Here is a 20,299-nt window from a genome sequence, read left to right as displayed (position 1 = left end):
AGCAGAGATCACCGCTTCAAGCGGCGAGTCGATTCAATGGAGATTCATTATAGCGGCGCGGGTTCGGCCCGGCGCCGCCGGACCCTGGCCATTCGGACGATTGGCAGACGCCACCCGTTCGCGCATCATGGCCGGCACGGCTGCGATGACGGCAGCGCCGCGCAACGCGAGGGACTACTGCTGGCTGAGTGTCATGGACAACAGCCGCGCGGTGATGTCCACGATCGGAATCACGCGGTTGTAGGCCATGCGGGTCGGTCCGATCACACCGAGCGTGCCGACGATCTTGCCGTTGACCTCGTACGGCGCGGTGACGACGCTCATTTCCTCGATTGGCACCAGAGTCGATTCGCCGCCGATGAAAATTTGCACGCCCGCCGCGTGACTCGACACGTCGAGCAACTGAAGGAGGCTGGTCTTCTGGTCGAACACATCGAAAAGCTTGCGCAGCCGCGCCATGTCCGACGAAAGATCGGCGACTTCGAGCAGATTGCGCTCGCCCGAGATCAGCACGGTCTCGCCGGTGTCGGATTCGTCGGTGCTCGCGGTGACGGCCGCGTGCATCAGCGAGGTCATGTCGCCACGCAGCTCGTCGATTTCCTCGCGCAGGCGGCGGCGCACTTCGTCGAACGAGAGGCCCGCGAAATGCGCGTTGATGTAATTGGAGGCTTCCACCAGCTGCGAAGGCGAAAAGTCGCGCTGGGTGGCGAGAATGCGGTTCTGCACGTCGCCTTCCGGCGTCACGATGATCAGCAGAATGCGCTTGTCGGACAGGCGCATGAATTCGATCTGCTTGAATACGTGGCTGCGGCGCGGTGTGAGCACCACACCGGCGAACTGCGACAGGTTGGACAGCACGCTCGCCGCCGCGGCGACGATTTTCTGCGGCTCGCCCACCTGCAGCGTGGTCTTGACGGCGCGCATCACCGCTTCTTCGTCGGCGGCGGACTCGACCGTCAACATCGTGTCGACGAACAGACGGTAGCCGCGTGGCGTCGGAATGCGCCCTGCCGACGTATGCGGACTGATCACGAGCCCCAGATCCTCGAGGTCCGACATCACGTTGCGGATCGTGGCCGGACTCAGCTCGAGGCCCGAGTAACGTGACAGCGTGCGCGAGCCGACCGGCTGACCTTCGGCGATGTAGCGCTCAATCAGCGTTTTGAGGAGGGTTTGTGCGCGAGGATCTAGCATGACGAAAAATTTTAGCTCAATGGCATCGCAGCCGCGAGCGCCCGCGGCGCCCGCTCCCAGCGAATGCGCCACCGTCAGCGGGCTCGCATGTCATCGGGTCTTCACCATTCTAACGATAATCGCGACATACGCAGACGCCCCGCGTGCGCCGGCCCGCTACCGGCTTGGCCTGCGGTTCTTTTCAGGCCCTACCTATGGTGTAATGCCGGCATGCAAGTGACCAGCCAGTTCAAGACCGTCGCGCTCGTCGGGCGCAGCAATACGCCAGGCATCGGCGAGCCGCTGACCGCGCTCGCCGCGTGCCTCGCCAAGCTCGGCCTCGAAGTCGTGTTCGAAGCCGACACCGCCGCCGAAATCGGCGTAACCGACTACCCGGCGCTGCGTCCCGCTGAGATCGGCGCGCGCGCCGACGTTGCCGTGGTGCTCGGCGGCGACGGCACGATGCTCGGCATCGGTCGCCAGCTCGCGCCATACCGCACCCCCTTGATCGGCATCAACCACGGGCGGCTCGGCTTCATCACCGACATCCCGATCTCCGACATGCTCGAAACCGTGCCGCAAATGCTGTCCGGCACCTTCGAGCGCGAGGAGCGCGTGCTGCTCGAAGCGCGCATCGTGCGCGACGGCACGCCGATCTACCATGCGCTCGCGTTCAACGACGTGGTGGTCAACCGTAGCGGCTTTTCGGGCATGGCGGAGCTGCGCGTGTCGGTCGACGGCCGCTTCATGTACAACCAGCGCTCGGACGGCCTGATCGTCGCGACGCCGACCGGCTCGACCGCGTACGCGCTGTCGTCGCAGGGGCCGATCCTGCATCCGCAATTGCAGGGCTTCGTGCTCGTGCCGATCGCGCCGCACGCGCTGTCGAACCGGCCGATCGTGCTGCCGGACGACTCGAAGGTCAGCATTCAGATCGTTTCCGGGCGCGAAGTGAACGTCAATTTCGACATGCAGTCGTTCACGTCGCTGGAGCTCGGCGACACGATCGAGGTGCGCCGTTCGCGCCACACGGTGCCAATGCTGCATCCGGTCGGCTACAGCTATTACGCGACGCTGCGCAAGAAGCTGCACTGGCACGAGTATCCGTCGCACGAAGAAGACCAGAGGCCGCAAGCGGCGCCTTGAAGCGCACACGCCGCCGCGGCCGCCACCCGAATCCCACGCTACCCGACGACCTCCATGCTTCGCCACCTCTCGATACGCGACTTCGTCATCGTCGCCGCGCTCGACCTCGAATTCGACAGCGGCTTTACCGTTTTCTCGGGCGAAACCGGCGCCGGCAAATCGATCCTGATCGACGCGCTCGCGCTGGCACTAGGTGCGCGCGCCGAGGCGAGCGTCGTGCGCACCGGCGAGAGCCGCGCCGACATCACCGCGGAGTTCGAAACCCACGCGCAGGTCGATCAATGGCTCGACGAGCAGGCGCTCGGCGCGGCCGACGACGGCCAGCACGGCGGCACCGTAATGCTGCGGCGCGTGGTCGACGCGAACGGCCGCTCGCGCGCGTTCATCAACGGCACGGCGGCCACGCTCGCGCAGCTGCGCGAGGTCGGCGAAATGCTCGTCGATATTCACGGCCAGCACGCGCACCAGCTGCTGATGCGCCCGGACGCGCAGCGCGAGCTGTTCGACACGCACGCGGGCCTGTCCGACCTGGCCGCCGCGGTCACGCGCGCGTGGCGCACGTGGCGCGACAAGGCCCAGGCGGTCGAGCATGCGCAAACGCGCGATCGCGAGCTGCAACTCGAACGCGAGCGACTCGCGTGGCAACTCACCGAGCTCGACAAGCTCGCGCCGCAGCCGGGCGAATGGGAAGAGGTCAACACCGAGCATCGGCGGCTATCGCATTCCGCGAATCTGATCGACGGCGTGCAGGGTGCGCTCGGTGCACTGTCCGAATCGGACGACGCGATGATCACGCATCTCGGCTCGATCGTGTCGAAGGTGCGCGACCTCGCTGAGATCGACCCGGCGCTGAACGACGTGCTCGCCGCGCTCGAACCCGCCGAAATCCAGTTGCAGGAAGCCGCGTATTCGCTGAGCCACTATGCGCAGAAGCTCGAGCTCGATCCGGAGCGGCTCGCTCAGGTCGAAAAGCGCCTCGACGCGCTGCACTCGGCCGCGCGCAAATTCCGCCTGCAGCCCGAGACGCTGCCGGAAGAACACGAAGCGCGCCGCAAGCAATTGGCCGCGCTCGACGCCGCCGCGGACCTCGACGGCCTGCGCGCCGCCGAGGCACAAGCGAAGGAAGTGTTCATCGGCGAGGCGAAGAAGCTGTCGAAGGCACGCGCGAAAGCAGGCAAGGCGCTCGGCGAGGCAGTCACGACCGGCATGCAGGAACTATCCATGAAAGGCGGCAGCTTCGAAGTCGCGCTGGTGCCGTTGCCCGAAGGCGGCGCGCATGGGCTCGAGCAGATCGAGTTTCGCGTCGCCGGTCATGCCGGCGTGCCGTTGCGGCCGCTCGCGAAGGTCGCGTCGGGCGGCGAACTCGCGCGAATCAGTCTGGCGCTCGCAGTGATCGCGAGCGCAGCCAGCCCGACACCGACGCTGATCTTCGACGAAGTGGATACCGGCATCGGCGGCGGCGTGGCCGAAGTGGTCGGGCGGCTATTGCATCAGCTCGGCGAGGCGCGTCAGGTGCTGTGCGTGACCCATCTGCCGCAGGTTGCCGCGCGCGGCGATCATCATTTCCAGGTCGCAAAGATGAGCAACGGCAGCGGCGGCACGCTCAGCAGCGTGACCTCGCTCGACAAGGCGAGCCGCATCGAGGAAGTCGCGCGCATGCTCGGCGGCCTCGAAATCACCGCGACCACGCGCAAGCACGCGAAGGAAATGCTGGCCGCCTGAGCTTGCGCCGTGCGCAGGTCACCGCACACGGCCTGAGTCGGATTGGCCGGGACGTCACACCGATCCCGGCCGCGCATGACGCGCTAGCGCTACGCGAAGTGCGCAAGCGCCCTCACCCAAACACCCTCTTCCACAACGCCAGCACCGCCTCGCGCTCGGCCGCGACCAGCGCCGGATCGACCCGCGCCTTCTCCATCCCATCGAGCCGCAGCGTGTGCTGCAGCTTGCGATAGCGCCGATAGGCGGCACCGACCGTCTCCGCTTCCGCCTCGCTCATCAGCCCGAAACGCGACACTTCACGCAGCAGCGCGATATTGCCGGTATTGCGGATCAGCTCGGGATCGCGCGCCGCATGCAGCAGCACCCAGTACTGCACGGTGAACTCGATATCGACCATGCCGCCGCGGTCGTGCTTCAGGTCGAACAGCGCCGGCGTCTGGTTCGGGTGACCCGCCTCGACGCGCGCGCGCATCTCGACGATTTCCTTCGCGAGCGGCGGCGCTTCGCGCGGCGTCGTCAGCACCTGTTCGCGGATCGCCTCGAATTTCGCGCCGATCTCCGGATCGCCCGCGCAGTAGCGCGCTCGTGTCAGCGCCTGATGCTCCCACACCCATGCGGTGTTCGCCGCGTCGCCCTCGCGCAGCTGGTAGCGGCGGAACGCGTCGAGATCGGTGACGAGCAGACCCGACTCGCCGTTGGGCCGCAGCCGCAGATCGATGTCGAACAAGGTGCCGGCGCCGGTCGCGCTGGTCAGCCATGTGATCAGGCGCCGCGTGAAGGTGGCATAGACGTCGGCCGCGGCATCGTCGGGGTCGTCGTACAGGAAGATCAGGTCGAGGTCCGACGCATAGCCGAGCTCCTTGCCGCCGAGCTTGCCGTAGGCGATCACCGCGAAACGCGGCACGTCGCGGTGACGTTTGGCCAACTGATTCCACACGGCTTCGATCGTCACGTCGAGCACCGCGTCGGCGAGCTCGGACAGCCGGTCGCTGACGTGCTCGACGGACAGCTTGCCGGCAAGATCGATCAGCAGAATGCGGAACACCTCGGCCTGATGCGCGTGGCGCAGCAGATCCATCTGCTGCTCCACGCCGTCGGCGGCGGCGAGCCGCAAACGCAACGTACGCTTGAATTCGGGCCAGTCGAACGGACTGTTGATCGCCTCGCCGTCGAGCAGTTCGTCGAGCAGCTGCGGATGGCGGATCAGATAGCCGGCCGCCCAGCGCGAGCCGCCCAGCACCGACAGCACCTGGTGCAGCGCCTGCGGATACTCGGTCAAGAGCGCCAGATACGCGCCGCGCCGGCTCACCGCTTCCAGCAGATCGAACAGGCGCGCGACCGTGTCGCCGCGCCGCCCGGCCGGCTCCAGCGTGCGCGCGGCTTCGAGCGCGCGCTGCGCGACGATGTCGAAACGCTGCCGGCTGCGCTCGTTCAGCCCCGCGTAGCGCGACGAGCGCCACACCGCCTGCAGTCGCGCGAGCAACTCGCCGGGTTCCGCCACACCGAGTTCGACGAGGCGCGCGCGCAGCGCGTCGTCGGCGCTATCGTCGGCGAGCGCGCTGCTCCACACCCACGCGGCCGCGCCGTCCTCGGGCGCGCCGCAGCCGTCGCGGCCGCCCACCTTGTCGGCGAAAATCTGGTCGAACTGCTGTTCGACGAACTCGCGATGCGCGTCGAGCTTCGTCATCAATTCCGGATAGTCGTCGCAGCCCATCGCGCGCGCGAGCGCCGCGCGGTCTTCGGCATCGACGGGCATCGCGTGAGTCTGCGCGTCGTTGCGATATTGCAAACGATGCTCGAGCTCGCGCAGAAAGCGATACGCCTGCGACAGCTTCAGGCACACCGACGTGTCCATCAACCCATGCGTGGCCGCGTGGCGTAGCACCGCGAGCGTCGGCCGCACGCGAAAGCCGGCGTCCTGGCCGCCGCGGATCAGCTGGAACACCTGCGCGCTGAATTCGATTTCACGGATGCCGCCGCGGCCGAGCTTGATGTCGTCGGCCTTGTCGGGGCGCATCGACGCACGGCGCTGCGCCTCCTGGCGGATCTGCAGATGCAACGCGCGGATCGCGCTGATCACGCCGAAATCCAGATAGCGTCGATAGACGAACGGCGTGACGATCGCGTCGAGCTGCTTCTGCAGCCGCTGCGCCGAGGCGCTCGCTCCTTCGGATACGAGCCGGCCCTTGATCCACGCGTAACGCTCCCACTCGCGGCCCTGCACGTAGAAATACTCTTCGAGCATGCCGAGGCTGCACACCAGCGGGCCCGAATCGCCGTTCGGCCGCAGACGCATATCGACGCGAAACACGTAGCCGTCGGCGGTGACTTCGGCGAGCGCGCCGATCAGCCGCTTGCCGAGCCGCGTGAAGAATTCCTGGGTCGCGAGCGGCGAGCGCTGGCCGCCGGTGGTCTCGCCGTCGTCCTCGTAGACGAAGATCAAGTCGATATCCGACGACACGTTCAGCTCACGCCCGCCGAGCTTGCCCATGCCGACCACGCCCAGCGTGAGCCGCTCGCCCTGCTGGTCGCGCGGTTCGCCATACAGCGCTTCGAGCTCGGCGCTCAGCACCGTTAGCGCTCGCTGGATCGTCGCTTCCGCGAGATCGGTCATCGCGCCGGTGACTTCGGCGATATCGGCCTCGCCGGCCAGGTCGCGCTCCATCACCGCGCAGAATACTTCGGTGCGCAACTGGCGCAGCGCGCGCTTCAGCGCATCTTCGTTGACCGGCGCACCGGCCGGGCCCGCCGCCTCGGCGCACAGTGCGTCGAGGCGCGCGTCGATGCGCTCGCGCGTCAGCGGTTCATCGGCCAGCGCGCCGACATGCGCGACCAGTTGCGGGCGGGCCGCGGCGGCGCGCGCGGCATAGTGCGAATAGCTGGAACTCAGGAGGGTGGCGTCAGTCATCAAAAATCTGGCTCGCTCGTTGCTTGATCGAATTTGTCCGGCGGTATTCTGACGGTGTCCGGGTGTCGTTCCGGGGTCGCTGTCGTGTCGTTCTATTGTGCGATCGGCACGCGGCGGCAAGCATGCCGAACCCCGTGCCAGACGGCCTCGCGAATGCCCGTCACGGGCTTTCGGACAGGGGTTGCAGGAAGTCCGCCCGACGCTTTCCCGTGTGTTACATTTCGTCGTTAACACGCAAAACTACCATACGCCCAGCCGCCGCAGCATGTCCGAGCGAAACGAATCCGCCGACCCGCAAGCCCCATCGCAGGTCCGGCATGGGAGCGGAAGCGACCACATCGTGCTGCGTCGGACGTTGCGCGTGCTCGCCACGCTCGCACTCGTCCTCTATTTCATCGCGGGCGGAGTGTTTCTGGGCTTGCGCTACGTCGTGCTGCCGCGCATCGACACGTTCCGGCCGCGCATCGAAGCCGCGGTCTCCGACAAGCTGCGCACCCAATTCACGATCGGCCGGCTCGCGCCGCACTGGAGCGGCTTCCAGCCAGGGCTCGACGTCACCAACCTCGTCATTCGCGATCACGACGGCCAACCCGCGCTGACGATTCCGCACGCCACCGCGACGGTATCCTGGCGCTCGCTGTGGGAGTTTCATCCGGCGCTGTCGAGCCTGATCGTCGATCAGCCGGACGTGCTGGTGTCGCGCAGCGACGACGGCGTGCTATCGGTCGCGGGCGTGCCGGTGCCGACGCGGCACAGCGGCAACGACGCGCTGTCCACCTGGTTGTTGCGTCAGCAGGCGATCGTCGTGCGCGGCGGCGTGCTGCGCTGGCGCGACGCGACGCGCCACGAACCCGAACTGGCGCTGCGCGACATCCGCATCGCGATCCTCAACGACGGCCACGACCACCGCATGGCGCTGCAGGCGCCGCCCGACGGCCAGGTGCTGAAGGGCCCGCTCGACTTCCGCACGCACTTTCGCCACGCGCCGCTCTCCGCGATCGGCAAGCCGATCAACTGGACCGGCCAGGTGTATATGTCGACCGGGCCGGTCGATCTGCCGACGCTCGCGCGCTACGTCGAATTCCCGATCGAGACGTTCGCCGGCCGCATCGACAATGCAATCTGGATCGACTTCAGCGAAGGCCGCATGAATCAGGCGACCGGCCAGTTGAGCGGCAACGACGTCGCGATGCGGGTGCGTCCGACCCAGCCAAAGCTGCTGGTGCCGATCGCGCACTTTCTGTGGCGCGTCGAGTCAGACGCAGGCGAGTACCGGCTGCAGTTGTCGGACCTGCGCGCCGAGCTCGGCCAGCCGCCGCTCGAAGACGGCACGCCGCTCACGCGCATCCTGCGCTTCCGGACCCTCGACAGCCGCTATCGCACCGCGTCTCAGCAGCACGGGCAGCTTCTGAGCATCAGCGGCGATCGCGTCGACCTCGGCATCCTCGCCGAATTCAGCCGCGCGCTGCCGTTGCCGCGACAATTTCTCAATGAGCTCGTGCGCATCAATCCGCGCGGGCTGGTCGCGAACTACGTGATCGAGGTCGAGCGCGGCAAGCCGGAATCCGGAGAAGTGGGCAGCGACCATCGGCCGACGGGCGCCGAGCCGATCGAGCGTTATCGCTTCAAGGGCGATCTGCAGGGCATCAGCTTCGCCGCCCAGGAGCCGGGACCTGGCCTGACGCCGCGCGGCCATCCGCGCGCCGGCGTTCCCGGCATCGAGAACCTGTGGGGCACCGTCGACGCCAACGAAAAAGGCGGCCACGCGAACCTCGATACGTCCAACGTGGCGCTCACGCTGCCGGGCGTGTTCGACGATCCGCGATTGACGCTCGCGCGTCTGCGCGGCCGCGCCGAGTGGACGATGGGCGCGAAGGCACCGGGCGACACGCGTCCCGCGTTCGCGGTCAAGCTCAACGATTTCAGCGTATCGAACCCCGACGTCGACGCGAGCGCGACCGCGAGCTACAGCAATCCCGGCCACGGCCGCGGCTCGCTCGACCTGAAAGCCGACTTCCAGCGCGCGCAGGTGACGCGCATCGCCCGCTATCTGCCGACCGCGGTCAGCGAAAAGCTGCGCATTTACCTGGGCCACGGCTTGCAGGCCGGGGCGTCGCGTGGCGGCACGATCGAAGTGCACGGCGACCTGACCAAGTTCCCCTACGCGCGCGACCCCGACGCCGGCATCTTCCACATCGTCGCGCCGTTCACCGGCGGCAAGTTCGATCCGACGCCATTCCCGCCGCGCAACATGCGCAATGGCACGCCGAACGTTTGGCCGCCGCTCGACGGCATCGACGGCGTGTTCGAACTCAAGCAGAACGTGCTGCGCTTCGACATCGACCGCGGCCGTTACAAGCGCGTCGCGCTGACCGGCGTCAACGGCCGCATCGACGACCTCGGCACCAAAGGCTCGAACCTCACCATCCAGGGCAACGGCCGCGGTCCGCTCGCCGACATGCTCGACTACGTAAACCGCAGTTCGCTCGGCATCATGGCGCGGCATCAGACCGAAAAGATTCGCGCGGACGGGCCCGCGTCGCTGGCGCTGAAGCTGACGATTCCGCGGACACCGAAGCCGCATGTCGGCGTCGAAGGCGCGCTCGGCTTCCTGAACAATCGCCTGAGCGTGAGCAATGCGCCGCCGCTGTCGCGGCTGAACGGCCGGGTGCGCTTCACCGAACGCACGGCCGAGGTCGAGCGGCTCTCCGGACAGTTCCTCGGCGGCGACGTGCACGCGAACGGCGGCTTGCGGCAAGACGGCACGTACGCGCTCGCGCTCAACGGCCACATCGCCGTCGATGCCGCGCGCGAGCTGCATCCGCCTGGCGCGGCCGCGCAGGTGCTCACGCATATGAGCGGCAGCGCGCCTTATGCGTTGCGCGTCGCCGGCGCAAAGGGCCGCCTGCCGCAGGTCAGCGCCAACTCGGATCTGAGCGGCCTCGCGCTCGATTTCCCAGCGCCGTTCAAGAAGCAGGCCGGCACTCCGATGCCGCTGCACTTCTCGGTCAATCCGTCGACGGTGCAGGGCGAAGCCGGCCTCGAACGCGCCGACCTGACGTTGGGGCCGGTCGCCGCCGCGTATCTGCTGCGGTATCGGCCGAATGCGCAGCCGCGTACGCCGCCGACCGTCGTGCGTGGCGCGATCGGCGTGAACCGTCCGGTCGAGCTGCCGTCCGAGGGCGTGGTCGCCGCCGTCGACATCAAGGAGTTCAATGCGGATGCCTGGCGCGCGCTCGCCGCGCAGCTGCGCGCGGGCGCGGCCGGGGCGAATGGCGTGAACGACGGTGCGAACGGCGGCAATAGCGCCAGCAGCGCCACCAACGCGAATAGAGCAGTCACCCCCGCCGCCGCGCCGAATCCGATGCTCACGCAGTTCCTGCCGAACCGCTTCGCGCTGCACATCGACACGCTGACGCTGCTCAAGCGCCACTGGGACAACGTGATCGTCGGCGCGTCCCATATGGACCGCACGTGGCAGGCGAACATCGCGTCGAACCAGGTGTCCGGCCATGTGTCGTGGCTGCCGGGCGCGACCCGCGAATCACCGGGCGAACTGCAGGCGCGCTTCGCGCGCGTCGTGATTCCGTCGGTCGAGGACAAGGACCTGCTCGGCCCGGCGATGTCGGCGCCTGCGCTGAACATGCCGTCGATCGATCTGGTCGTGAACGAGCTGATCGTGCACGATCGCAACGTCGGCCGGCTCGAGGTCGACGCGCACAACTACGACGAGAACGGCGTGCCGGTCTGGCAGCTCGACAAGCTCGACGTGACGAACCCCACCGCGACGCTGACCGCGACCGCGAACTGGCGCACCTCGACCGAGCTGCCCATCTCGGCCGACGAAGCCACGCCGCGTCGCACCGTGTTCGATTTCAAGCTCGACATCAAGGACGCCGGCGCGATGCTCGAGCGCTTCGGTCTGCCGAGGACGCTCAAGGGCGGCATCGGTTCGATCCAGGGCAAGGCCGTGTGGCAGGGCGGCCCGACCACGATCGACTATTCGACGCTGAACGGCAATCTCGCGCTCGATCTGCGCCACGGCCAGATCCTGAAGGTCGATCCGGGCGTCGCGACGCTGCTCGGCGTGCTGAGCCTGCAAAGCCTCGCGCGCATCGCCACGCTCAATTTCCGCGACGTGATCGGCGAGGGCCTGCCGTTTTCGAGCGTGACCGGCACCGCGCAGATTCATGACGGCATCGCCCGCACCGAAAACTTCAGGATGGTGACCGCGCCGGCCCGCGCCGAGATGGTGGGCTCGGTCGACATCGCGCAGAGAACCCAGGACCTGCACCTGCACGTGATACCGACCGTCAGCGCCGGCTCCGCGGTGATCGCCGCGACGATCATCAATCCGCTGATCGGCCTCGGCGCGCTAATCGCCGATGTCGCGTTCTCGCAGGGGATACAGCATGTGTTCGCGCGCGACTACGCGATTACCGGTTCGTGGTCGAAACCGCAGGTTCAGCGGCTGACGGGCGAACGGGGTAAGATTGACGCTCCGGCTTCGACCGTGGAAGCGCACTGAGCTTCGGTTTTCCCGGCGCCGCTGTCCCGTTCCACGCGGCCGCTCGTGCCGGTCTGCCGACTGATGCGCGAACGGGACCGAGCCAGCCCAGAACCATGCGGCGCCCGCGCTTCATACCGCCGCCCGCCGGGAGTCTTTCGACACGCTCATGAGCGAAACACACGTCACTTCATCCGCATCCGCCGCAACGTCCAGCGGTCCTGTCGCCAGCGCCTTCCGGGTCGCCGCGCTGCAGATGGTCAGCACGCCGGATCGGGATCGCAATCTCGCCGACGCAGAGCGCCTGATCGCCGAAGCCGCGGCCGACGGCGCGCAGCTCGTGCTGCTCCCCGAGTATTTCTGTTTCATGGGCTTCAAGGACACCGACAAGCTCGCCGTGCGCGAGCCGCATCAGGATGGCCCGATCCAGCGCTTTCTCGCCGACGCCGCGCGCCGCCACCAGCTCTGGGTGATCGGCGGCACGCTGCCGCTGAACGCGCCGGAGGCGTCGCGCGTGCTAAACACGACGCTGGTGTTCGACCCGCTCGGCAACGAAGCCGCGCGCTACGACAAGATCCACCTGTTCAACTTCGAAAAAGGCGAAGAATCGTTCGACGAAGCGCGCACGATTCGGCCCGGCACCTCGGTACAAAGCTTCGAGGCGCCATTCGGCCGGGTCGGCCTGTCGGTCTGCTACGATCTGCGCTTTCCCGAGCTGTACCGGCGCCTGGGCGACTGCGCGCTGATCGTGGTGCCGTCCGCGTTTACCTACACGACCGGCCGCGCGCATTGGGAGCTGCTGCTGCGCACCCGCGCGATCGAAAACCAGTGCTACGTGCTCGCCGCGGCGCAAGGCGGCAAACATGAAAACGGCCGCCGCACCTGGGGCCACAGCATGCTGATCGACCCGTGGGGCGAGATCGTCGCGGTGCGCGACGAGGGCGCCGGCGTGGTCGCGGGCAACCTCGAACGCGCGCGCATCGACGAAGTGCGGCAGAGCCTGCCGGCATGGCGTCATCGCGTGCTGACCTGAAACCGACATTGAAACTGCGGCGCCTGCCACGCATATAGAGATGCAGGCGCTCCCCGACCCCTTCGTATCGAGCAGAACATACTTCGCATGAACATCATCGAACCCGGTATCCGAAATCTCGCCGCCGCCAAGGACATCCTCCTCACGCCCTATGGTCTCGACGAGTCGCTGCTCACGCGCACGCTCGCCGAAATCTTCACGCACCGCGTCGACTACGCGGACCTGTACTTCCAGACCACCCGCAGCGAGGCGTGGAGTCTCGAAGAAGGCATCGTGAAATCGGGCAGCTTCAGCATCGACCAGGGCGTCGGCGTGCGCGCCGTGTCGGGTGACCGTACCGCGTTCGCCTACTCGGACGACCTGTCGCCCGAAGCGATCCGCCAGGCGGCCATCGCCACGCGCGCCATCGCCAAGGCGGGCGGCGGCAAGCAGAAGATCAAGGTGGCGTCGTCGCTGACCGGCATCGCCGGGCGCGATCTGTACCTGCCGTCCGACCCGCTGCATTCGCTCGACGCCACCGCGAAGGTCAAGCTGCTCGAGCGCATCGAACAGATGGCGCGCGGCCGCGACCCGCGCATCCAGCAGGTGATGGCGGGCTTGGCCGGCGAATACGACGTGGTGCTGGTCGCGCGCAGCGACGGCGGCTTCGCGGCCGACATCCGGCCGCTCGTGCGCGTGTCGGTCACCGTGATCGCCGAGCAGAACGGCCGCCGCGAAATCGGCAGCGGCGGTGGCGGCGGGCGTTTCGACTACGGCTATTTCACCGATGAAGTGCTGTCGCGCTACGTCGACGACGCGGTGCACGCGGCCCTCGTCAATCTCGAAGCGCGTCCGGCGCCGGCCGGCGCGATGACCGTCGTGCTCGGACCGGGCTGGCCGGGCGTGCTGCTGCACGAGGCGATCGGTCACGGGCTCGAGGGCGACTTCAACCGCAAGGGCTCGTCGGCATTCGCGGGACGCATCGGCGAGCAGGTCGCCGCGAAGGGCGTCACCGTGGTCGACGACGGCACGCTGCCGAACCGCCGCGGCTCGCTCAATATCGACGACGAAGGCAATCCGACCCAGTGCACGACGCTGATCGAGGACGGCATCCTGAAGGGCTACATCCAGGACACGCTGAACGCGCGCCTGATGAAGATGCCGGTCACCGGCAACGCGCGGCGCGAATCGTACGCGGCGCTGCCGATGCCGCGCATGACCAACACATACATGCTGAACGGCGACAAGGACCCGCAGGAAATCCTCGCGTCCGTGAAGAACGGCCTGTATGCGGTGAACTTCGGCGGCGGTCAGGTCGACATCACAAACGGCAAGTTCGTGTTCTCGGCCTCGGAGGCGTACATGATCGAGAACGGCAAGATCACGTATCCGGTCAAGGGTGCGACGCTGATCGGCAGCGGCCCGGAATCGCTGAAGTACATCACGATGATCGGCAACGACATGAAGCTCGATTCGGGCGTCGGCGTGTGCGGCAAGGAAGGCCAGAGCGTGCCGGTGGGTGTCGGTCAGCCGACGCTGCGCATCGAGAAGATGACAGTCGGCGGCACGGCCTGATCTCATGAAGAATGCACGCTTTGCGCACCGAAAGTGCGAAGCGTGCGGATTTTCCGCATTTTTCGACGTCCCGGCTTGTCAGCCGAGCCTGTACCGGGTTATAAAGTCACTCACCCTTTTTTGACCAGCGACGCATTCACTTCGCCATGTCCGCCAAGTTTTATTTTTACTTTTTTTGGTATCTCAGACCGCTGGCGGATCGAGAGGGGTGTTAGTGCACGCAGGACACCGAGAATTCCCGAAAAACCGCCAGCTAGCCTGGCGGTTTTTTTTCGCCTCAAGCTTTTCCATACCTATCTGACCCACGCGAACACGCTACAAACCGATTCAGGAGAACCGCATGCCCCCGCACAATACCGATGATGTCCGCATCCGCGAATTGAAGGAACTCACGCCGCCCGCTCACCTGATCCGCGAATTTCCCTGCGACGAGACGGTGTCCAACGTGATCTACGAATCGCGCACCGCGATGCATCGCATTCTGCACGGCATGGACGACCGTCTGATCGTCGTGATCGGCCCGTGTTCGATTCACGATCCAAAGGCCGCGATCGAATATGCGGGGCGTCTGATCGAGCAGCGCAAGCGCTTCGCCGGGGAGCTCGAAGTCGTGATGCGCGTGTACTTCGAAAAGCCGCGCACGACGGTGGGCTGGAAGGGTCTCATCAACGACCCGCATATGGACAACAGCTTCAAGATCAACGAAGGCCTGCGCACCGCGCGCGAGCTGCTGCTGCGCATCAACGAACTGGGTCTGCCGGCCGGCACCGAGTACCTCGACATGATCAGCCCGCAGTACATCGCGGATCTGATCTCGTGGGGGGCGATCGGCGCGCGCACGACCGAATCGCAGGTGCACCGCGAGCTGGCGTCGGGACTGTCGTGCCCGGTCGGCTTCAAGAACGGCACGGACGGCAACGTGAAGATCGCCGTCGACGCGATCAAGGCCGCCTCGCAGCCGCATCACTTCCTGTCGGTCACCAAGGGCGGGCACTCGGCGATCGTATCGACCGCGGGGAATGAGGACTGCCACGTGATCCTGCGCGGCGGCAAAACGCCGAACTACGACGCCGACAGCGTCAATGCAGCCTGCGCGGACATCGGCAAGGCGGGTCTCGCCGCGCGTCTGATGATCGACGCGAGCCATGCGAACAGCTCGAAGAAGCACGAAAACCAGATTCCGGTATGCGCGGACATCGGCCGCCAGATCGCCGCGGGCGATGAGCGGATCGTTGGTGTGATGGTGGAGTCGCACCTCGTCGCGGGTCGCCAGGACCTACAGGAAGGCTGCCAGCTCACGTACGGCCAGAGCATTACCGATGCATGCATCGGCTGGGATGAAAGCGTCGCCGTGCTCGAAGGCCTTGCCGAAGCGGTCAAGCAACGCCGCGTTGCGCGCGGCAGCGGCAACTGAACGCCTGCCCCGCCGCCGCAGCGGGGGCTTGTCGGTAGTCCGTAGAAAACCCGGTTCGATTTCGAACCGGGTTTTTTATTGGCCATTCGGACGAATGGTGCGAAGCCGGACGCCTCGCTATCGTCATAGCTCGTTGCCAGGTCGCTTGCATGACTTGACCGGGCTGGAGAGTGCGTATAAGATTTTATACATGAGGTGGCGATGGAGCAGGGAAAAGAAATTCGCTGGTTAGGCTCCAGCTACCGTGATTTGCTTGCTTTTCCCAATGAAGCGCGTCGTCTCGCCGGGTTTCAGCTTCACAAGATTCAGTCAGGACTCGACCCTGACGACTGGAAACCGTTCGAGTCTATCGGCGCGGGAACGCGCGAAATTCGCATCAGAGACGAGGACGGCATTTTTCGCGTGATGTACGTAACCAAATACGCCGAAGCGCTGTACGTGCTGCATTGCTTTCAGAAGAAAACGCAGAAGCTCGGGCCGCGCGACAGAAAAATTGCCGAAACGCGCTATCGCGCCATCACCCATTACAGGACCACCCAGCCATGACGATCGACACCAACATTCGTCACGTAACGCGAGCCGGCGCGAACGTGTTCCTCGAACTCGGTTTTTCCGCCGAGGAAGCGAAGCGCCTTCACGCGGCGTCGCAAAAGCAGATCAACGACACGCGGCTGCTCAAGGAACAATTGATGACGGAGCTGTCCACGTGGATCGAACAGCATCATCTGAAGCAGGCCGAGGCGGCCGAAATTCTGATGGTGTCGCGCCCCCGCGTGTCCGACGTCGTCAACAAGAAAACCACCAAGTTCACGATCGACACGCTCGTTGAAATGCTGAGCCGCATCGGCAAGCCGGTCACGCTCGCCGTGGGTTGAGCGTCGGCTCGTGCGAAGCTCAGTGACTGTCTATACGCGCATGCGCGTCGCCACTCAAGGCGCGCCGCGATCGTGCTGCCACAGCACGTCGGTGCCACCGTCCGCGCGATTGAGCACGCGCGCCAGCACGAACAGCAGATCGGACAGCCGGTTCACGTACTGACGCGGCGCCGCGTTCAGCGCCTCGTGTTCGCCAAGCGCGACGATCGCGCGCTCCGCGCGGCGGCAAACGGTACGGCATACATGCGCGAGCGCCGCCGCGCGCGAACCGCCCGGCAGAATGAATTCCTTCAGCGGCGGCAGCGTGGCGTTGTAGTCGGCGAGCCAGCCGTCGAGCTGAGCGAGATGCCGCTCGGTGATCATCGTGTGACCGGGAATGCACAGTTCGCCTCCCAGATCGAACAGGTCGTGCTGGATTGCGACCAACGCTGCGCGTACGTTTTCGGGCAGGTTTTCGCACAACAGCACGCCGAGATTCGAATTGAGTTCGTCGACGTCGCCGATCGCGGCGATACGCACGCTGTCCTTGCGCACGCGGCGGCCGTCGCCGAGACCGGTGGTGCCGTCGTCGCCGGTGCGAGTGGCGATCTTGCTGAGGCGATTGCCCATGATGTCTCCCTTGCATTCAGTGGCGATGCGGCGGCCACGTTTGTCCATATTGCGCGCATCGCGAAATCGCCGCCATTATATGAGCGGAAGCCCGCCCAGCGCCGCCAGGCGGGCGGGCGAACGGCGTAAAATGAAACAGCTGCTGCAAACAGGCTGTTACCTAAAGAAACTTTCATGGAACCGGAGAGGCGTTGAAGCGCCAACTCCGCTCGACAGGAGACATGCGTGAACCATCCCGTACCGCCGGCGCCGCTACGCCGGCCGTTTCCCGCCGAATTGCTGAACCAGCTCAAAGCCGCTTTCGGCGATCGGGTCTCCGTTGCCGAAGCCGTGCGTGCGCACCACGGCCGCGACGAATCGCCGTTCGATCCGCAACTGCCTGACGCCGTCGTCTTCGCACGCACGGCCGAAGACGTGCAAACCGCCGTCAGGCTGTGCGGCCGGTACGACGTGCCGATCATTCCGTACGGCAATGGTTCGTCGCTCGAAGGACATCTGCTCGCCGTGCAAGGCGGCGTGTCGATCGATCTGTCGGAGATGAACCGGGTGTTGTCGATCAACGCCGAAGACCTGACCGTCACCGTCGAGCCCGGCATCTCGCGCAAGCAACTGAACGAAGCGCTGCGCGACACCGGCCTGTTCTTCCCGATCGACCCGGGCGCGGACGCGAGCATCGGCGGCATGTCGGCGACCCGCGCGTCGGGTACCAACGCCGTGCGCTACGGCACGATGCGCGAGAACGTGCTCGGCCTGACGGTCGTGCTCGCCGATGGCCGTGTGATCAAGACCGGCTCGCGCGCGCGCAAATCGTCGGCGGGGTACGACCTCACGCGCCTGTTCGTCGGCTCTGAAGGCACGCTCGGCGTGATCACCGAAATCACGCTGCGCCTCTATCCGCAGCCGGAGGCGGTGTCGGCCGCGGTGTGCACGTTCCCGTCGATGGGCGATGCGGTGCGCGCGGTCATCGAGACGATCCAGATCGGCGTGCCGATCGCGCGTGTCGAGTTCGTCGATTCGCTGGCGATCCGCTCGATCAATCGCCATTCGAATCTGACGCTGCGCGAGGCCCCCACGCTGTTCTTCGAATTTCACGGCACCGAGGCCGGCGTCAAGGAACAGGCCGAACTCGTGCAGGAAATCGCCGCGCAGAATGCCGGCGAAGGCTTCGAATGGGCGACGCGCCCCGAAGACCGCAGCCGCCTGTGGAACGCGCGTCACAGCGCCTATTTCGCGATGCTGCAGCTGAAGCCCGGCTCGCGCGCGGTGACCACCGACGTCTGCGTGCCGATCTCGCGTCTGGCGGAGTGCGTGGTCGAAACGGAGCAGGATCTGTTGGCGTCGCCGCTGCCCTGCCCGATCGTCGGTCATGTCGGCGACGGCAACTTCCACGTCGCAATCCTGATCGATCCGGACAAGCCCGAAGAGCTCGAAGAAGCCGAGCGCCTGAACCATCGCATCGTGCAGCGCGCGCTGCGCATGGACGGCACCTGCACCGGCGAGCATGGCGTCGGCCTGCACAAGATGGGCTTTCTGCTCGAGGAGCACGGCGACGTCGCGGTCGACACGATGCGCTCCATCAAGCACGCGCTCGATCCGCGCAATCTGATGAACCCGGGCAAGATCTTCGCCTGGACGGCGGCCTGATCGACATTGCGAAGGCCGGCCGCGGCAAGCCGCCGGCCTGAACACGCAAGTGACGCGAAGCAGGCCGCACGAAACAGCCGGCTCGAACCTGGAAGCCGGACCGGCGCAAGCCACGAGGAGACAACTTACATGAACGCACCCGCTGAACTGTCGGCCGAAGTCCTCGCGCAGCGTCAGCGCGAAGTCGTTCAGGCGCTGATGGCTGTGTTGCCGACCCACTGTCTGCTGTATCGCGAGGAAGATACCGTCGCGTACGAATGCGACGGCCTCGCCGCGTACCGTCGTCTGCCGCTCGCGGTCGCGTTGCCGGAAACCGAATCGCAGGTGCAGCGTATCGTGCAGATCTGCCATCGCCTCGAAGTGCCCATTGTGCCGCGCGGCGCGGGCACCGGGCTGTCCGGCGGCGCAATGCCGATTCGGCACGGCGTCGTGGTGTCGCTCGCGCGCTTTCGCAAGATCGTCGAGGTCGACCCGTATGCGCGCATCGCGACCGTGCAGCCGGGCGTGCGCAACCTCGCGATCTCCGAGGCCGCCGCACCGTATGGCCTCTATTACGCGCCGGACCCGTCGTCGCAGATTGCCTGCACGATCGGCGGCAACGTGTCCGAGAATTCGGGCGGCGTGCATTGCCTGAAGTACGGCCTCACCGTGCACAACGTGCTGCGGGTGCGCGCAGTGACGATGGACGGCGAGATCGTCGAATTCGGCTCGCTCGCGCCTGACGCGCCGGGGCTCGATTTGCTCGCGGTGCTGATCGGCAGCGAGGGCATGTTCGCGATCGTCACCGAGGTCACCGTCAAGCTGATCCCGAAGCCGCAAACGGCGCAGGTCATCATGGCCAGCTTCGACGACGTCGTCAAAGGCGGCGACGCCGTTGCCGGCATCATCGCGGCGGGCATCATCCCGGCCGGCCTCGAGATGATGGACAAGCCCGCCACGCGCGCGGTCGAGGAGTTCGTCAACGCGGGCTACGACCTCGACGCGGCGGCGATCCTGCTGTGCGAATCGGACGGCACGCCCGAGGAAGTCGCGGCCGAGATCGTGCGCATGACCGCGGTGCTGCGCGAGCACGGCGCGACCCGTATCCAGATTTCGCGCACGGAAGCCGAGCGCCTGCGCTTCTGGTCCGGGCGCAAGAACGCGTTTCCGGCGGCCGGCCGCATCTCGCCGGACTACTACTGCATGGACGGCACCGTGCCGCGCCGCAGTATCGGGCCGCTGCTCGCGCGAATCGAGGAGATGGAGAAGACCTACCAGCTGCGTTGCATCAACGTGTTTCATGCCGGCGACGGCAATATGCATCCGCTGATCCTGTTCAATGGCAACGACCAGGACGAGTGGCATCGCGCAGAGTTGTTCGGTAGCGACATCCTCGAAGCTTGCGTCGAACTGGGCGGCACGGTGACGGGCGAGCATGGCGTCGGCATCGAGAAGATCAATTCGATGTGCGTGCAGTTCTCGCCGGAGGAGCGCGACACGTTCCACGCGGTCAAGCGAGCATTCGACGCGCCCGGTTTGTTGAACCCCGACAAGGGCATTCCGACGCGGGCGCGCTGTGCCGAATACGGCAAGATGCACGTGCGCGGAGGTCTGCTGCCCCATCCCGAGCTGCCGCGCTTCTAACGGCTCGCGTTTGCATTGCGCATCCACCGTTCGCCGCGCCCGCGCCGGTGCGGGCGCGGCGTGCGCGGCGTTTTGCGCCGCCCCCTTCAGA

13 protein-coding genes are annotated in these 20,299 nt (G+C 66.3%); 10 read left to right on the top strand and 3 right to left on the bottom strand.

Annotated elements, in window-relative coordinates; translation table 11 throughout:
* Nucleotides 1-174: 174 nt before the first annotated feature.
* The gene (gene hrcA / locus BC1002_RS02475; RefSeq protein ID WP_026227992.1) at nucleotides 175-1,194 is read right to left on the bottom strand and encodes a heat-inducible transcriptional repressor HrcA; all 1,020 of its coding nucleotides are present in this window, start codon (nucleotides 1,192-1,194) and stop codon (nucleotides 175-177) included.
* 210 nt (nucleotides 1,195-1,404) lie between these two features.
* Here hrcA and BC1002_RS02470 point away from each other — a divergent pair, with 210 nt between their 5' ends.
* Together BC1002_RS02470 and recN are read left to right on the top strand one after the other, a co-directional pair.
* Nucleotides 1,405-2,319 carry an NAD kinase gene (locus BC1002_RS02470; protein WP_013088497.1) on the top strand — a complete coding sequence of 305 codons (915 nt, stop codon included), beginning with the start codon at nucleotides 1,405-1,407 and terminating at the stop codon, nucleotides 2,317-2,319.
* Between the two features lie 54 nt (nucleotides 2,320-2,373).
* A complete protein-coding gene (gene recN, locus BC1002_RS02465; protein ID WP_013088496.1) occupies nucleotides 2,374-4,041 on the top strand; it encodes a DNA repair protein RecN in 1,668 nt (555 codons plus the stop codon).
* 112 nt (nucleotides 4,042-4,153) lie between these two features.
* Here the strand turns inward: recN and glnE are convergent, their stop codons facing one another.
* Entirely contained in the window at nucleotides 4,154-6,949 is a 2,796-nt protein-coding gene (glnE, locus tag BC1002_RS02460) for a bifunctional [glutamate--ammonia ligase]-adenylyl-L-tyrosine phosphorylase/[glutamate--ammonia-ligase] adenylyltransferase (RefSeq protein ID WP_013088495.1), read from the bottom strand.
* A 265-nt stretch (nucleotides 6,950-7,214) separates the two neighbouring features.
* On the opposite strand from glnE, the gene BC1002_RS02455 reads away from it, so the two are divergent.
* The 6 genes from BC1002_RS02455 (at nucleotide 7,215) to BC1002_RS02430 (ending at nucleotide 16,332) form a co-directional block, all read left to right on the top strand.
* Nucleotides 7,215-11,477, top strand: a complete 4,263-nt coding sequence (locus BC1002_RS02455; protein WP_013088494.1) for a YhdP family phospholipid transporter — start codon at nucleotides 7,215-7,217, stop codon at nucleotides 11,475-11,477.
* A 148-nt stretch (nucleotides 11,478-11,625) separates the two neighbouring features.
* Nucleotides 11,626-12,489, top strand: coding sequence for a carbon-nitrogen hydrolase family protein (locus tag BC1002_RS02450; RefSeq protein ID WP_013088493.1), 864 nt, complete (start codon nucleotides 11,626-11,628; stop codon nucleotides 12,487-12,489).
* An 87-nt stretch (nucleotides 12,490-12,576) separates the two neighbouring features.
* Nucleotides 12,577-14,043, top strand: coding sequence for a metalloprotease TldD (gene tldD / locus BC1002_RS02445; protein ID WP_013088492.1), 1,467 nt, complete (start codon nucleotides 12,577-12,579; stop codon nucleotides 14,041-14,043).
* A 340-nt stretch (nucleotides 14,044-14,383) separates the two neighbouring features.
* Nucleotides 14,384-15,457 carry a 3-deoxy-7-phosphoheptulonate synthase AroG gene (gene aroG, locus BC1002_RS02440; RefSeq protein ID WP_013088491.1) on the top strand — a complete coding sequence of 358 codons (1,074 nt, stop codon included), beginning with the start codon at nucleotides 14,384-14,386 and terminating at the stop codon, nucleotides 15,455-15,457.
* A gap of 201 nt (nucleotides 15,458-15,658) precedes the next feature.
* Nucleotides 15,659-16,003 carry a type II toxin-antitoxin system RelE/ParE family toxin gene (locus tag BC1002_RS02435; protein WP_013088490.1) on the top strand — a complete coding sequence of 115 codons (345 nt, stop codon included), beginning with the start codon at nucleotides 15,659-15,661 and terminating at the stop codon, nucleotides 16,001-16,003.
* Entirely contained in the window at nucleotides 16,000-16,332 is a 333-nt protein-coding gene (locus tag BC1002_RS02430) for a helix-turn-helix domain-containing protein (RefSeq protein ID WP_008923434.1), read from the top strand. Before BC1002_RS02435 ends, BC1002_RS02430 begins: the two co-directional genes overlap by 4 nt.
* Nucleotides 16,333-16,386: 54 nt before the next feature.
* Here the strand turns inward: BC1002_RS02430 and BC1002_RS02425 are convergent, their stop codons facing one another.
* Entirely contained in the window at nucleotides 16,387-16,941 is a 555-nt protein-coding gene (locus BC1002_RS02425) for a cob(I)yrinic acid a,c-diamide adenosyltransferase (protein ID WP_013088489.1), read from the bottom strand.
* 225 nt (nucleotides 16,942-17,166) lie between these two features.
* Between BC1002_RS02425 and BC1002_RS02420 the strand changes: the two genes are divergently transcribed.
* Together BC1002_RS02420 and BC1002_RS02415 are read left to right on the top strand one after the other, a co-directional pair.
* Nucleotides 17,167-18,585, top strand: a complete 1,419-nt coding sequence (locus BC1002_RS02420) for an FAD-linked oxidase C-terminal domain-containing protein (protein ID WP_013088488.1) — start codon at nucleotides 17,167-17,169, stop codon at nucleotides 18,583-18,585.
* A 129-nt stretch (nucleotides 18,586-18,714) separates the two neighbouring features.
* The gene (locus tag BC1002_RS02415; RefSeq protein WP_013088487.1) at nucleotides 18,715-20,208 is read left to right on the top strand and encodes an FAD-linked oxidase C-terminal domain-containing protein; all 1,494 of its coding nucleotides are present in this window, start codon (nucleotides 18,715-18,717) and stop codon (nucleotides 20,206-20,208) included.
* Nucleotides 20,209-20,299: the final 91 nt, after the last annotated feature.

Origin of the sequence: Paraburkholderia atlantica, from assembly GCF_000092885.1 — a bacterium.
Classification (GTDB): Bacteria; Pseudomonadota; Gammaproteobacteria; order Burkholderiales; family Burkholderiaceae; genus Paraburkholderia; species Paraburkholderia atlantica.
This window is presented reverse-complemented; position numbering and strand designations above follow the sequence as displayed.

Bases quoted from the DNA above. Each gene is read 5' to 3' on its own strand.
- BC1002_RS02435 (WP_013088490.1), top strand. From the start codon at position 15,659: ATGGAGCAGGGAAAAGAAATTCGCTGGTTAGGCTCCAGCTACCGTGAT.
- BC1002_RS02470 (WP_013088497.1), top strand. From the start codon at position 1,405: ATGCAAGTGACCAGCCAGTTCAAGACCGTCGCGCTCGTCGGGCGCAGC.
- recN (WP_013088496.1), top strand. From the start codon at position 2,374: ATGCTTCGCCACCTCTCGATACGCGACTTCGTCATCGTCGCCGCGCTC.
- hrcA (WP_026227992.1), bottom strand. From the start codon at position 1,194: ATGCTAGATCCTCGCGCACAAACCCTCCTCAAAACGCTGATTGAGCGC.
- BC1002_RS02425 (WP_013088489.1), bottom strand. From the start codon at position 16,941: ATGGGCAATCGCCTCAGCAAGATCGCCACTCGCACCGGCGACGACGGC.
- tldD (WP_013088492.1), top strand. From the start codon at position 12,577: ATGAACATCATCGAACCCGGTATCCGAAATCTCGCCGCCGCCAAGGAC.
- BC1002_RS02450 (WP_013088493.1), top strand. From the start codon at position 11,626: ATGAGCGAAACACACGTCACTTCATCCGCATCCGCCGCAACGTCCAGC.
- BC1002_RS02415 (WP_013088487.1), top strand. From the start codon at position 18,715: ATGAACGCACCCGCTGAACTGTCGGCCGAAGTCCTCGCGCAGCGTCAG.
- BC1002_RS02430 (WP_008923434.1), top strand. From the start codon at position 16,000: ATGACGATCGACACCAACATTCGTCACGTAACGCGAGCCGGCGCGAAC.
- aroG (WP_013088491.1), top strand. From the start codon at position 14,384: ATGCCCCCGCACAATACCGATGATGTCCGCATCCGCGAATTGAAGGAA.
- BC1002_RS02455 (WP_013088494.1), top strand. From the start codon at position 7,215: ATGTCCGAGCGAAACGAATCCGCCGACCCGCAAGCCCCATCGCAGGTC.
- glnE (WP_013088495.1), bottom strand. From the start codon at position 6,949: ATGACTGACGCCACCCTCCTGAGTTCCAGCTATTCGCACTATGCCGCG.